The sequence below is a fragment of the Aquidulcibacter paucihalophilus genome, from assembly GCA_030285985.1.
Classification (GTDB): Bacteria; Pseudomonadota; Alphaproteobacteria; order Caulobacterales; family Caulobacteraceae; genus Brevundimonas.
The window spans coordinates 1,176,863-1,190,184 of the sequence record CP127384.1; the positions used below are offsets into that span (position 1 = coordinate 1,176,863).

The window sequence follows — 13,322 nt, forward strand, 5'->3', positions numbered from 1 at the left end:
TTTGCGGCGGTATAGCGGCCAAGAGAAAGGGCGCGCCCGACTGGACGCGCCCGATCACTGACTTGTTATCAGAAGGCGTCGGTTCAGGCTTCCGAGCCGAGGCCGTCCTGCTGGCCGGCACCGCCGGCGACCATGTCCTTGGCCTGTTCGAGGGCCAGTTCGCGGTCCTCGTCGTAGGCGGCCTTGATCACGTCCTCACCCTTCGCCTGACGCTCGGCTTCGTCGGCCGAACGGGCGATGTTGATCTTGACGGTGGCCGAGACCTCGGCGTGCAGGCGAACCAGCACTTCGTGGACGCCCAGGGTCTTGATCGGGGTGTTGAGCACGATCTGGCTGCGCTCGACCTTGCCGCCTTCGGCCGTGACGGCCTCGACGATGTCGCGCGCGGCAACCGAACCGTACAGCTGACCCGTCTCACCGGCTTGCCGGATCATGACATAGGTCTGGCCGTCGATCTTGGAGCCGATCGTGCCGGCGTCGGCCTTGTTCTTCTCGTTGCGGGCCTCGATGGCGGCGCGGTCGAGTTCGAACGCCTTCAGGTTCGCGGACGTTGCCCGACGGGCCTTGTCGCGCGGCAGAAGGAAGTTACGGGCGAAGCCGTCCTTGACGGACACGACGTCGCCGATGGCGCCGAGATTATCGACGCGCTCAAGCAGAACGACCTTCATCTTATTTCACCACGTAAGGCAGGAGGGCCAGATAACGGGCGCGCTTGATGGCCTTGGCCAGTTCGCGTTGCTTGATCTGGGAAACAGCGGTGATGCGCGACGGGACGATCTTGCCGCGCTCGCTGATGTAGCGTTGCAGCAGTTTGACGTCCTTGTAGTCGATCTTCGGCGCGCCTTCACCCGTGAACGGGCAAACCTTGCGGCGACGATAGAAGGGACGGCGTCCGGCGGCGCCGGAGCCGGCCGGCGCGCCCGGCGACGGAGCGGTGGTGTCGGTCATGTTCCGGGTTCCTTAAAAGGTGGCTTCGGCGGCGGCGTCGTCACGCGGCGTGCGTTCACGCTCACGTTCACGCTCGCGCTCGCGGCGGGCCAGCAGGGGCGACAGTTCGAGGTCGAGTTCCTCGACGCGGACGGTCAGCCAGCGAAGGACGTCTTCGTTGATCGACAGTTGACGCTCGACCTCGGCCATGGCGGCGGGCGGGCAATCGACGGCGAGCAGCGAATAGTGCGCCTTGCGGTTCTTTTTGACCCGATAGGTCAGGTTGCGCAGACCCCAGTATTCGATCTTGGCGACGGTGCCGCCGCCGGCTTCGATCAAACCCTTAATGGTGTCGTTCAGCGCTTCGGCCTGTTGCGCGCTGATATCCTGGCGCGACATGACCGTGTGCTCGTAAAGAGCCATGCGGTATTCTCCCTTGTAGGACGTCGGCGCGAGGGGACCGGGTAAGTCCTCTCCCACGATGGATCCCGATGCGGCGGCCGGGATGACTTCCCGAACCCTTTGGAGTTCCGCGACCGGGACCGAAGTCCTGGAAAGGCGGCGCGTATAGGGGAAAAGGGCCCAGGGAGCAAGGCGCGTGACGTCTAGAAGGAACGCCTGACCGAGACATAGGCCTGGCTGCTGCCGGGACTGCGGCTGTTCTCGGTGTAGACGGGGCTACCGACGTTGCGCGACGCGTCGAACAGGGTGAAGTCGCTCTCACTGTCCGAGCCGATGTAGAGGCCGCCCGAGACGCTCCATTGCGCGTCGGGACGGTAGGTCAGGCCCAGGTTGTAGGTCGGGTCGGAGCGGAAGTTCGACAGGGTGCTCGGCGAGTAGCTGCGCCCCTCCGAACCGCTGTTGGCACTGATGCTCCAGCTGATGCGCTCGGCGACGAGGTTCTGGCTGAGGGCCACGGACCAGCCCGCGACCTGCTCGCCGGACAGGCGGCGGTCCTCAAGGGTGACCGGGTCCCGGGTGTTCGACCAGCGATAGAAGACCTGGCTCGACAGTATGCCCCCCTCCAGGCCGAAGCCGTCCAGCGGCAGGCGGCCGGACAGGGTCAGCTTGTCACGCCGCGCGGTCCCGACATTGCGGGTGATGTTGAAGGTGCGGGGCGTCGTCCCGCCCGGCGGAATTTCCTCGATCACCACGACCCCCAGGACGTCGGAGAAATCCTCGTGGGTGAACTCGGCGACGAACGAGCCCTGCCGGTCGAACAGACGCTCGTAGCGGGCGTTGGCCAGCCAGACCTGCGCGGGCCGGATATCCGGATTGCCGCGGCCGAAGATGCCGGTCGAAAAAGCGGCCGAGGCTGTGAACGCCCCGAACGACAGCTGGTCGACGTTTTTCTCCAGCTTGAAGGTCACGGTGTTCCGGGGCGCGGGCGTCCAGGTGAGGTTCAGCCGCGGCTTCAGATACCCCAGCGTCGTCTCGCCCGCGCCGGCGGTGCCCGTCGCGGTGATGCGCGACGTTTCGTAACGCAGGTTGGCCTCGACGCTCACATCGGTCCCCGGGGTCCAGCGGGCGGTGATGAAACTCTCGCTGCGCAGCTCCTCGACCCGGGTGTCATCTCCCGGCAGCAACAGCGGACTGTCGTCGAAGGTATAGGCGCTGGTGGAGTCGACCCAGTTCAGCGCCGCCTCCGTGCCTGCTTCGATGCCTATGTCGCCAAGACCGGTCGCCAGGTCGGCGAATTTCAGGGTCGCACTGAGAATGCTCTCGCCGGAGAGCTGATCGCTCAGGACCTCCGAAGTGAAGGACGGGGTGTCGTAGCCGCTGACATTGTCGTTGTCGGTGATGGACTGGAAGCCGACCAGCTCAAGGTTCATCCCGCGCGGGAGGCTGCGGGTCCAGCGCAGCCCGGCCTCGCCCCGCCAGCGCGTGGCCTCGGACAGGCTGCTTTCCTGACCGCCGGGCCGGACGAGGGTTTCCGTGCCCTCGTAGGTGCTGCCGTTGTAGTTGATCAGGGCGTTGGCCCGGATCCGCCCGCCGGCGAGCGGGCCCTCATAAACGCCGGTCGCCTCGGCGGTGGAATAGTCGAACGCGCCGTCATCGAGACCGATCAGGGTCACGTCGCCGGCGGGGTTGCGGCGTTCACGGACGTTGTCGCTCTCCTGACTGCCGGCGTTGAAGCGAAACGATCCGTCGAGGGAGCGGCCGTCGCGTTGGCGTTGCCCCTGAATGCTCAGGTTGGGCTGGAACAGGCCCTGGTCGGTCAGGGTCAGGCTGCTGCTCATGGCCCCTGTCACGCCTGCATCGGGTCTGCGGATGACATTGGCGACCACGGCCTTGCCCTGCATGTCGACGCCGCCGGCCCCGGCGCGGACGATGTCGATCCTCAGCACCTGGGAGGCGGGGATGCGCGACAGGACGGTGGACAGGGCATCGCTGCGGGTCGGTGGCCGCTCGCCGTCGATCAGGACGTTGCCGGCCGTACCGGCGAAGCCGCGTGCCGAGCTCCCGCCGTCGAACTGGAAGCCCGGGATCCGGCCGATCATGTCCAGCGCCGTGACCGGGCGGTATTCGGTGAAATACGACGGCGCATAGGGGGTGATGTTGGGATCGGCCGGTGTCGGAGTCTGGGCTGACGCCACACCGGCAACGGTCGTCGAGAGTGCGAGAATAGCCGCGCCGAGCAATCGCCAGCGTCCGTGTGTTCCGGCCATATGTGTCGATTCCCCACCCGTGTCGGCGCTGAACCTTGACGCGAAATATGTCGGATACGCGACCTTAACCTGTCGAAAATATCGTCGATCGCGCGGCGGTCCGCGCTACTCGGGCCGCACCACCATACAGGTGACCCGTCGCTCGGAAAGCGCCGCGCAGGCGGCCTGGGCACCCTGTTCGGTCATGCCGGTGAAGCGCGAGCGATACCAGCCGCTGGCGTTCTGCACGGTCCGCTCGGCCGAGGCGAACTGGCTGCGGAAGCGTCGGTTGACCTCGGTCAGCCAGTCCCGGGCGATGGTCTCGTCGCGGAAGGCACCGACCTGGACCGACCAGCGCCCTGCCGGCTCGCGCGCGGGCTCCCGCGCCGGCGGCCGGGCCGGAGGTCGGGCGGGCGGGCGGGGACGGGGCGGCGTCGCCACGGAGGAGCCGCCGTTGAGGATCGCGGTCACATCGGCCGGGCGCTCTGCAGCGCGGTCGGCGGGGGGCGGGGTGACGCGGGCCGGCTGGGCCGGAGCCGCGGGCAGGGCCGCGTAGGCGACAGATCCGGCCGGCGGAGCGCTGGACCCCGCGCCGGTCTCTCCATCCTCGTCATCCGCGACGGCGGCGTATTCGATCGGACCGTTGTTTTCAGCGCCGATGCCGAAACCGCGCGCCTCGAAGAAGGCCTGGGCGACCTGGATCGTCTCGCCGCGGGCGCGGGCGCGCTCGACCTCGAAGCCGGTGTCCATCAGGGCGGCGACGTGGGCGTTACGGCTGGCCGTCGAACGCCCGCCGAGGACGATGGTGATGATGCGCCGGCCGTCGCGCACCGCCGAGGCCGCCAGATTGTAGCCCGAGGCGTTGGTGTAGCCGGTCTTCATGCCGTCGTAGCCGTTGCCGCCACGCAGCAGGCCGTTGGTGTTGCGATAGTCGCGGCCGTTGTAGGCCCAGTCGTGCAGGCCGAAATACCGGTAGTATTGCGGGTAGTCGCGCATGACCGCGCGGGCCAGGATCGCCAGATCCCGCGCCGAAGTCAGCTGACGGGCGTCGGGCAGGCCGTTCGGATTGACGTAGCGGGTCTGGGTCATGCCCAGCTCGCGCGCCTTGAGGGTCATCTGTGCGGCGAAACGGTCCTGGGAGCCGCCGATATGTTCGGCCAGGGCCATGGCCATGTCATTGGCGCTGCGCACCGCGGTGGCGCGCATGGCGTCGTCGACGGTGATGGTCTGGCCGGCGGCGAGCCCCAGTTTGGACGGCGGCTGGCTGGCGGCGCGGGGGGAGACGGTGATGACGTCGTCCAGCTTGATCTTGCCCTCGGCCAGCGCCTCGAAGGCGAGGTAGAGGGTCATGACCTTGGTGATGGAGGCGGGATAACGGCGGCTGTCGGCGTGGCGGGCGAACAGGACCTCGCCCGACTCGGCGTCCACCACGATGGCGGCGTAGCGTGCATTGTCCGCTGACTGTGCTTGCGGCGCGCGTGTCGGCGTCAGCGTGACCGCGACGGCCAGCAGCAGCGACAGGAGTCCGCGACGGATCAGGGCGGAAAGCGGCAAAGATCAGGCCTCACAAGACATTAGCGCGACGGCGGCCCCACCACGCGACGCTGACGAAAGGCTAACATGCGTCATTCCGGTTTCGTGAGGGTAAACAACCCGTCAACGATTTTGTGAACTTTTGTGCACCGCACCATTTCCTCTTGACGCGTCTTCGCACCTGCACCATATGACCGTCTGTCGCGATGGACTGGCTCCTCGCGGAAAACATTCACGGGCAGCGCCCCCGCTCCCTGACGAGACTGGAGATCATCATGGCTGACACCACCGCCGACACCGTCAAGAAGACCGTCGAAACCGCCACGGACACTGTCAAGAAGACCGTTGAAACCGCCACGGCGACCGTTAAGGCTTCGGCCGAGAAGGCCCAGGCCACGTTCCAGGCCAATGCCGAGCAGGCCCAGGCCGCCGGTGCCAAGGCGCTGCGCGAAGTGGCCGACAAGTCGGCCGCCGGCCTGACCGAGCTGAACGTCCAGGGCAAGCAGAACCTGGAAGCCATCGTCGCCTCGGCCGCCGCCGCCCAGAAGGGCGCCGAGGCCCTGTCGGCCCAGTCGGTCGCCTTCACCAAGAAGTCGTGGGAAGACAGCGTCGCCGCCGCCAAGTCCATGTCGCAGGCCCGTTCGATCCAGGAGCTCATCGAGCTGCAGACGACCTGGGCGAAGTCGGCGACCGAAGCCTATCTGGCTGAAGTCACCCGCGCGACGGACGTCGTGACCGCCTCGGTCAAGAACACCTTCCAGCCGATCAACGAGCGCGTCACCGCCTCGGTCGAAAAGTTCCAGGCCGCCCGCTAAGGCGACCCACGCTTCAGCAAGCGTAGTCTGTAAGTCTATGAGGGGCCCCGGCGGAAGCGCCGGGGCCTTTTCGCTGTCCGGCGTCTATTCCGACGCCGGCGCGTGATCGATGCTGAGCGCCCGCCCGGCGCGCCAGCGGCCATCCTCCAGCGTCCAGACGATCGAGAAGCGGGCACGGCCGACAAGCCTCTCCGGCCCGTCGCCCTGGCGTTCGTAGAACAGGTGCGTCCCTTCCTCGACCGCACCATAGCCCGGGATCGGATAGACCTTCAGACTGTCGGCCACGAGCGCGCGGCGGGACCGCCAGGCATCGGGGGCCTTCCTGGCCTCGCAGCTGGCCGCATAGTCGCCGACGAACGCCTCGCGCCCGGCCATTCGTCCGGCCTTGTCGTGATAGAATTCGAAGTCGGCGGTGATGATGTCCGACAGGGCCCCGGGCTCGCAGCGGTCAAACATGACCGAGAACAGTTCGGCGTCCCGTTCGGCAATGGCCGCCGTCAGGGCCGGGCCATCGGGAAGCGTGACCGGGCCGGTCTGAACAAGCGCCAGGACGGCCAGAATGGCAGGGGTGAACATGGGGTGCCCTCCGCCGTCGAGGCTGACGGCGAGGCCGAACCTGCGGGCATGAAAGACCCATGTCCCGTGAATCTTTGGTCATGGCGCATCTGTCACGCAAGCTGTGACTGGACGCGCCTTCAATTCAGGCCATCATTCCCTATCTGAGCCATCGACTCTCCCCATACGGATTACGAATGCCGCCGTCCCGCAGGCCAGGTGAACAACAGGGTGGAGGCCTCGGGGCCGCCACGGTCACCGAGACCAAGCCTAAACTTCAGAAGCCCTCGCTCTATCGGGTGCTGATCCTGAACGACGACTACACGCCGATGGAGTTCGTCATCTATGTGCTGGAGCGGTTCTTCCAGAAGGACCGCGAGGCGGCCACCCGCATCATGCTGCATGTGCACCAGCATGGCGTCGGAGTGTGCGGCGTCTTCACCTACGAAGTGGCCGAAACCAAGGTCGCCCAGGTGATCGAGACGGCGCGACGCCACCAGCACCCTCTGCAATGCACGATGGAAAAGGACTGAGAGGAACCTCCCCATGCCCTCATTTTCGCGTCCTCTCGAAGAGACCCTGCACCGCGCGGTGCACTACGCCAATGAGCGTCGGCACGAGTACGCCACGCTTGAACACCTGTTGCTCGCCCTGGTCGACGACCCGGACGCCGGCAATGTGATGACGGCCTGCAATGTCGATCTGGTCGCGCTGAAGACGGCGCTGACCCTGTATGTCGACACCGACCTGGCGGCGCTGGCCACCAGCGACGGCGAGGACGCCAAGCCCACGGCCGGCTTCCAGCGCGTGATCCAGCGCGCCGTGATCCACGTCCAGAGCTCGGGCCGCGAGGAGGTCTCGGGCGCGAATGTGCTCGTCGCCATCTTCAGCGAGCGCGAGAGCCACGCCGCCTATTTCCTGCAGGAGCAGGACATGACCCGCTACGACGCGGTCAACTACATCGCCCACGGCATCGCCAAGAAGGCGGGCGGTACGGGCGAGACCCGTCCGGCCAAGACCGGCGGTTCGCCGGAGGACGCCGAGGACGCCGCCGCCGCCAAGACCGGCGGAGAGGCGCTGGAGGCCTATTGCGTCGACCTCAATGAGAAGTCGCGCAACGGCAAGATCGACCCCCTGATCGGCCGCCTCGGCGAGGTCGAGCGGGCGATCCAGATCCTGTGCCGCCGGACCAAGAACAACCCCCTGCTGGTCGGCGATCCCGGCGTCGGCAAGACCGCCATCGCCGAAGGCCTGGCCCGCAAGATCGTCAATCACGAGGTCCCGGAGGTGCTGGAAGGCGCCACCATCTACAGCCTCGACATGGGCGCGCTGCTGGCCGGCACCCGCTATCGCGGCGACTTCGAGGAGCGGCTGAAACAGGTCGTCAAGGAGCTGGAGACGCACGACAACGCCATCCTGTTCATCGACGAGATCCATACGGTGATCGGCGCCGGCGCGACCTCGGGCGGGGCCATGGACGCCTCCAACCTGCTCAAGCCGGCCCTGGCCTCGGGCTCCCTGCGCTGCATGGGCTCGACCACCTACAAGGAATACCGCCAGCATTTCGAGAAGGACCGGGCCCTGGCCCGCCGCTTCCAGAAGATCGACGTCAACGAGCCGACGATCGAGGACACGATCAAGATCCTGAAGGGGCTCAAGACCTCCTACGAAGGCCACCACAAGGTCCGCTACACCGATGCCGCCCTGCGCACGGCGGTCGAACTGTCGGCCCGCTACATGACCGACCGTAAATTGCCGGACAAGGCGATCGACGTCATCGATGAGGCGGGCGCCAGCCAGATGCTGCTGTCCGAGGCCAAGCGGAAGAAGGTGATCGGCCAGAAGGAGGTCGAGGTCGTCATCGCCCGTATGGCCCGCATCCCGGCCAAGTCGGTGTCCAAGTCCGACACCGAGGGCCTGCGCCAGCTCGAGACCGACCTGAACCGTGTCGTCTTCGGCCAGTCGTCCGCCATCGAACAGGTCTCCGCGGCCATGAAACTGGCCCGCGCCGGCCTGCGCGATCCGTCCAAGCCGATCGGTGCCTTCCTGTTCAGCGGCCCGACGGGCGTGGGCAAGACCGAGGTCGCCAAACAGCTGGCCTCGACCCTCGGCATCGAGATGCTGCGCTTCGACATGTCGGAATACATGGAGCGGCACACCGTCAGCCGGTTGATCGGCGCGCCTCCGGGCTATGTCGGCCATGACCAGGGCGGGCTGCTGACCGACGCCGTCGACCAGCATCCGCATGCCGTGGTCCTGCTGGACGAGATCGAGAAGGCCCACCCCGACGTCTACAACATCCTGCTGCAGGTGATGGACAACGGCATGCTGACCGATGCGGTCGGCAAGAAGGTCGATTTCAGGAACACCATCCTGATCATGACCACCAATGCCGGGGCCGCCGACAACGCCCGCGCCTCAATCGGCTTCGGCCGGGGCAAGGTCGAGGGCGAGGACGACAAGGCCATCCAGCGGCTGTTCGCGCCGGAGTTCCGCAACCGTCTCGACGCCATCGTCGCCTTCAAGGCGCTGGACTCCGAGACCATCAAGTCGGTGGTGAGCAAATTCATCATCCAGTTGGAAGCCCAGCTGGCGGACCGCAACATCACCATCGAACTGACCGACGAGGCCGCCGACTGGCTGGCCAAGAACGGCTTCGACGAACTGTATGGCGCGCGGCCCCTGGCCCGGACCATTCAGGAACACATCAAGAAGCCGCTGGCCGACGATATCCTGTTTGGACGCCTGACCCGCGGCGGCCATGTGAAGGTGACGCTGAAGGACGGCAAGATCGCCTTCGACGTCGAGGGCCCCAACGCCGCCCAGACCCGGGCAGTCGAGGCCCAGGCGGCGGACTGACGGTCCCCGTCGCACCAACGAAGCAGGCCCCGGTGGTGACACCGGGGCCTTTTTCCTGACGGCGGGGGCGCGCAAGGTCGCGCAGAGGCGGAGGAACGGACCATGAAGAACGGCGCGGTGCTGACCGAACGGCAGCAGAAATGGTTCGCCACGGTCGAGGCCAATTTCGAAAAGGCCACCGGTCGGCCGGTCGCGGTCTGGGTCGACATCCTCAAGGGCTGTCCCGAGACCCGGCCAAAGGCCCAGGCCGCCTGGCTGAAGGCGACCCACGGCATAGGCTCCAACCATGCAGCCTTCATCCTCAGCGCCGCGCGGCCGGACGAGGCCATGGCCTGGGACGATGCCGAGGCCTTGCGCGCCGCCCTGTGGGCCGAGCCGCGGTCGCTGGCCATTCTCGAAGCGCTCGAGCGCGCGGCCACCGGCGTCGACGGCGTCATCCCGGGGCAGCGCAAGGGCTACACCGCGTTCAGCCGCGTCGTTCAGTTCGCCGCGACCCGACCGCTGAGGGGCGGCCGGGCGCTGCTGGGGCTGAAGCTGGACCCGTCGGTTTCACCGCGTCTTTCGGAAGCGGTGCGCCGTGAGAGCTGGTCCGAACGGCTGACCGCCGTGATCGAACTGGATGGACCCGGCGCGGTGAACGACGAGATCGCCCGCCTGTTCGCGGCCGCGGCGCAGAACGGCTAGCGGCGGCGGCCGAGGCTGCTCAGCAGGACGGCCAGACCGGCGACGATGCCGGTGGTCAGCAGGGGCTTGCGGCGGGCGAAGTCGAGGCCCTGACGCGCGCGGTCCTGGTATTCGACCGGTGCCTTGGCGACCAGGCCGTCCAGCCCGTCGATGACGCGGCCATAGGCGTCCAGCGCCTTGCCCTTCACTTCATTGATCTTGCCGTCGAGCTGCAGCTTCGTGTCGCCGGTCAGGCGGCCGAGGCCGTTCTGGGCCTTGCCTTCGAGTTCGGTGGCGGCGCCTTCGATGCGTTGGTCGGTCATGGGGAGGTCCTTTGATCGGGGAGGGGGAGACTGCCGATGGAGCGCATGTGGGGGCGGCCGGTTCCCGCGAAAAGGGCCCCGGGGGCGCCGTGTCGCAACGCGATACGCCCAGATATTACCCGGATCATATTGACGGGCTGATTATGCCCGGGTAAATCCTGCGACCTCAACCGAGGACCTGCCCCATGACCGTGCCCGCCGACCAACCCCTGTTCGCCTTCGCCGGACATCGCCTGCTGGCCCGCGGTTCGGCCGCCGAGGTCGTGGCGGCGGTGAAGGCGGCCACGGATGCGGGCGAGACCGTCCTGACCTTTGAGGCCGCCTCGGGCCGGGTCGTCGATCTCGACCTGCGCGGCGACATGGCCGCCGCCCTGGCCCGCCTGACCCCGGCGTCCGAGCCGGAGAAGCGCGGCCCCGGCCGCCCGAAACTGGGTGTCACGGCACGCGAGGTGACCCTTCTGCCGCGCCACTGGGACTGGCTGTCCGGCCAGCCCGGCGGGGCGTCGGTGGCGTTGCGCAAACTGGTCGAGGGCGCGCTGAAAGAGGCCGAAGGACCGGACCAGGCGCGCCGGGCGAAGGAGGCGGCCTACCGCTTCATGACCGCGATCGCGGGCGACCTTCCCGGCTATGAGGAGGCGACGCGGATGCTGTTCGCGGGCGACTGGACGGCGTTCGACGCGGCGGTGGCAGGCTGGCCGGAAGGCGTGCGGGAGACGGCACGCGGGATGGCGGCGGGGGCGTGGCGGAACGGGAAGGGGTGAGCGTGCCCCTCTCCCTTGGGGGAGAAGGGACCTTGCCTAACCCACCTTCACCCGCGTCGCCGCCTCCGGCAGGTCCTCGCCGAACGCGCGCTGGTAGAATTCCGCGATCGTTGGCCGCTCCAGCTCGTCGCATTTGTTCAGGAAGGTCAGCCGGAACGCCAGGCCCACGTCACCGGAGAAGATGATCGCGTTCTGGGCCCAGGTGATCACCGTGCGCGGGCTCATCACCGTCGAGATGTCGCCGTTCATGAAGGCGTTGCGGGTCATGTCGGCGACGCGGACCATGGCGGCGATGCGGCGGCGGCCGTCGGCGTCCTGCCACTCGGGAACCTTGGCGGCGACGATGTCGGCCTCCACGTCGTGCTCAAGGTAGTTGAGCGTGGTGACGATGTTCCAGCGGTCCATCTGACCCTGATTGATCTGCTGGGTGCCGTGGTACAGGCCCGAGGTGTCGCCCAGGCCGATGGTGTTGGTGGTGGCGAACAGGCGGAAGAATTTGTTCGGCCGGATGACGCGGTTCTGGTCCAGCAGGGTCAGGCGACCCTGGGCCTCCAGCACGCGCTGGATGACGAACATCACATCGGGGCGGCCGGCGTCATATTCGTCGAACACCAGGGCGATCGGGCGCTGGATGGCCCAGGGCAGCATGCCCTCGCGGAACTCGGTGATCTGTTTCCCGTCCTTGAGGACGATGGCGTCCTTGCCGACGAGGTCGATCCTGCTGACGTGGCTGTCGAGGTTCACGCGCACGGTCGGCCAGTTCAGGCGGGCGGCGACCTGTTCGATATGGGTCGACTTGCCGGTGCCGTGATAGCCCTGGACCATGACGCGGCGGTCGAAGCTGAAGCCGGCGCAGATGGCCAGGGTCGTCTGCGGATCGAAGCGATAGGCCTCGTCGATCTCGGGCACATGGCTGTCGCGCTCGGTGAAGACCGGCACGGTCATGTCCGAGTCGACGCCGAAGATCTCGCGCACGGTCGCCTTGCGGTGCGGTTCCAGGGTCAGCAGGGGATCGGGCGTCGAGTCGAGGGGGGAGGTCATGCTGTGCGATTAGCGCAGGCCCGCGCACACTTAAACCCCGCCCGACCGGTCCGGTGCGCCGACGGTGTCGCGGCGCTAGGCCAGACCCGCCTTCTTCAGCGTCTTGTAGGCCTTGATCACGCTCTGCAGCTTGGCCTCGGCGCCGCGGTCGCCCTGGTTCAGGTCCGGGTGGAAGCGCTTCAGCATCTCATGATAGCGCGCCTTGACCCCGGCCTTGTTGGTGCGGGCGTCCAGATCGAGCACCGAAAGCGCCGCGCGCTCCAGCTTGCCGAGGCGCAGCGTGTCCTCGCCCGCGGGGCCGGCCTGTTCCTTGGTGCGCCGGCCGAACAGGCCGAAGCTGTCCTGCCAGCTGCCGGCACCCTTGGTGTTGGCCGTGCCCATCTTGGAGGCGAAGGCCGCGGCCTCGCGGCTGAACTTGCCGGCCTTCATCTCCCAGGTCGGGCGGCCGCCGGTCATGGCCTCGTTTTCCTTGGCCGCGCGGACCTCGCCGTCGCTCATGCCGGCGTAGAAATTCCAGCCCTTGTTGTACTCGCCCGCATGGCCCTGGCAGAAATCATAGAAGTCGTTCAGCCGCTCGCGCGACTTGGGCGCGCGCGCCGTCGCCGGCTTGCTGCAGTCGGGCCACTGGCAGCGGACCTCGCCGGGCTTCAGATGCAGGACGTCGGCCTCCGCCGCCGCCTCCTCGGGGCGCGGCGGCTTGATCCGCATGTCCTTGAAGCGGGGCTTGTATTCAAACTCGGATGACATCAACGCCAGTGTAAGGTCGAATTGGTCACCAACAAGGACACACACATGCCGGAAGGCCCGATTGCGACGATTATCCGGGAAAAACTGGTGGCGGGCCTGTCCCCGGACCGGCTGGAGATCGAGGACGACAGCGCGCGGCACGCCGGCCATCACCACGAGGGCGGCATGGACGCGAAGCCCGGCGGCGAGAGTCACTTCAACCTCACCATCGTTTCGGCGGCCTTTGAGGGGCAGGGGCGGGTGCAGCGCCAGAGGGCGATCAATGCGCTGCTGCGGGACGAGCTGGCCGGTCCGGTCCATGCCCTGTCGATCCGGGCCCTGACTCCGGCCGAGGCCGGAACCCCGGCCGGCTGAGGTTCGGCGAACGCCGTTCGTGACAGAAGCGTCACGTTCACCTCGTCTTAGAAGGTTCGCCCTAGCGTCCCGGTGGGGTTAACGAGGGTCTGGACG

Annotated in this window: 15 protein-coding genes; 6 read left to right on the top strand and 9 right to left on the bottom strand. The window is 67.3% G+C overall.

Features of this window, described 5'->3' with window-relative positions; translation table 11 throughout:
- Positions 1–83: 83 nt before the first annotated feature.
- From rplI to KB221_05820, 5 genes are all read right to left on the bottom strand, one after another.
- Entirely contained in the window at positions 84–668 is a 585-nt protein-coding gene (rplI, locus tag KB221_05800; GenBank protein WIY70532.1) for a 50S ribosomal protein L9, read from the bottom strand.
- 1 nt (position 669) lies between these two features.
- Positions 670–948 (bottom strand): 30S ribosomal protein S18, encoded by a 279-nt coding sequence (gene rpsR / locus KB221_05805; GenBank protein ID WIY70533.1) that lies wholly within the window; start codon positions 946–948, stop codon positions 670–672.
- A gap of 12 nt (positions 949–960) precedes the next feature.
- Positions 961–1,350, bottom strand: coding sequence for a 30S ribosomal protein S6 (rpsF, locus tag KB221_05810; GenBank protein WIY70534.1), 390 nt, complete (start codon positions 1,348–1,350; stop codon positions 961–963).
- A 182-nt stretch (positions 1,351–1,532) separates the two neighbouring features.
- Positions 1,533–3,596 (bottom strand): hypothetical protein, encoded by a 2,064-nt coding sequence (locus KB221_05815; GenBank protein WIY70535.1) that lies wholly within the window; start codon positions 3,594–3,596, stop codon positions 1,533–1,535.
- A 105-nt stretch (positions 3,597–3,701) separates the two neighbouring features.
- Positions 3,702–5,129 (bottom strand): D-alanyl-D-alanine carboxypeptidase, encoded by a 1,428-nt coding sequence (locus tag KB221_05820; protein WIY70536.1) that lies wholly within the window; start codon positions 5,127–5,129, stop codon positions 3,702–3,704.
- 254 nt (positions 5,130–5,383) lie between these two features.
- Between KB221_05820 and phaP the strand changes: the two genes are divergently transcribed.
- Complete coding sequence (gene phaP, locus KB221_05825; GenBank protein WIY70537.1) at positions 5,384–5,923, top strand: TIGR01841 family phasin; 540 nt, start codon at positions 5,384–5,386, stop codon at positions 5,921–5,923.
- 84 nt (positions 5,924–6,007) lie between these two features.
- On the opposite strand, the gene KB221_05830 is transcribed toward phaP, so the two are convergent.
- A complete protein-coding gene (locus tag KB221_05830; protein ID WIY70538.1) occupies positions 6,008–6,499 on the bottom strand; it encodes a nuclear transport factor 2 family protein in 492 nt (163 codons plus the stop codon).
- A 176-nt stretch (positions 6,500–6,675) separates the two neighbouring features.
- On the opposite strand from KB221_05830, the gene clpS reads away from it, so the two are divergent.
- The 3 genes from clpS to KB221_05845 all read left to right on the top strand — a co-directional run bounded on the left by clpS (position 6,676) and on the right by KB221_05845 (position 10,021).
- Positions 6,676–7,011, top strand: a complete 336-nt coding sequence (gene clpS / locus KB221_05835; protein WIY70539.1) for an ATP-dependent Clp protease adapter ClpS — start codon at positions 6,676–6,678, stop codon at positions 7,009–7,011.
- Positions 7,012–7,024: 13 nt separating this feature from the next.
- Positions 7,025–9,337 (top strand): ATP-dependent Clp protease ATP-binding subunit ClpA, encoded by a 2,313-nt coding sequence (gene clpA, locus KB221_05840; GenBank protein ID WIY70540.1) that lies wholly within the window; start codon positions 7,025–7,027, stop codon positions 9,335–9,337.
- Positions 9,338–9,439: 102 nt separating this feature from the next.
- Positions 9,440–10,021, top strand: coding sequence for a DUF4287 domain-containing protein (locus KB221_05845; protein ID WIY70541.1), 582 nt, complete (start codon positions 9,440–9,442; stop codon positions 10,019–10,021).
- On the opposite strand, the gene KB221_05850 is transcribed toward KB221_05845, so the two are convergent.
- Complete coding sequence (locus tag KB221_05850) at positions 10,018–10,323, bottom strand: CsbD family protein (GenBank protein ID WIY70542.1); 306 nt, start codon at positions 10,321–10,323, stop codon at positions 10,018–10,020. The two genes, KB221_05845 and KB221_05850, sit on opposite strands and share 4 nt — an antisense overlap.
- A 185-nt stretch (positions 10,324–10,508) precedes the next feature.
- On the opposite strand from KB221_05850, the gene KB221_05855 reads away from it, so the two are divergent.
- Positions 10,509–11,084: a DUF2239 family protein gene (locus KB221_05855; GenBank protein ID WIY70543.1), complete on the top strand. Its 576-nt coding sequence runs from the start codon at positions 10,509–10,511 to the stop codon at positions 11,082–11,084.
- A 36-nt stretch (positions 11,085–11,120) separates the two neighbouring features.
- Here the strand turns inward: KB221_05855 and cobS are convergent, their stop codons facing one another.
- Positions 11,121–12,125, bottom strand: coding sequence for a cobaltochelatase subunit CobS (gene cobS, locus KB221_05860; GenBank protein WIY70544.1), 1,005 nt, complete (start codon positions 12,123–12,125; stop codon positions 11,121–11,123).
- A gap of 75 nt (positions 12,126–12,200) precedes the next feature.
- The gene (locus KB221_05865; protein ID WIY70545.1) at positions 12,201–12,872 is read right to left on the bottom strand and encodes a J domain-containing protein; all 672 of its coding nucleotides are present in this window, start codon (positions 12,870–12,872) and stop codon (positions 12,201–12,203) included.
- Positions 12,873–12,917: 45 nt separating this feature from the next.
- Here KB221_05865 and KB221_05870 point away from each other — a divergent pair, with 45 nt between their 5' ends.
- Positions 12,918–13,226: a BolA family protein gene (locus KB221_05870; GenBank protein WIY70546.1), complete on the top strand. Its 309-nt coding sequence runs from the start codon at positions 12,918–12,920 to the stop codon at positions 13,224–13,226.
- Positions 13,227–13,322: the final 96 nt, after the last annotated feature.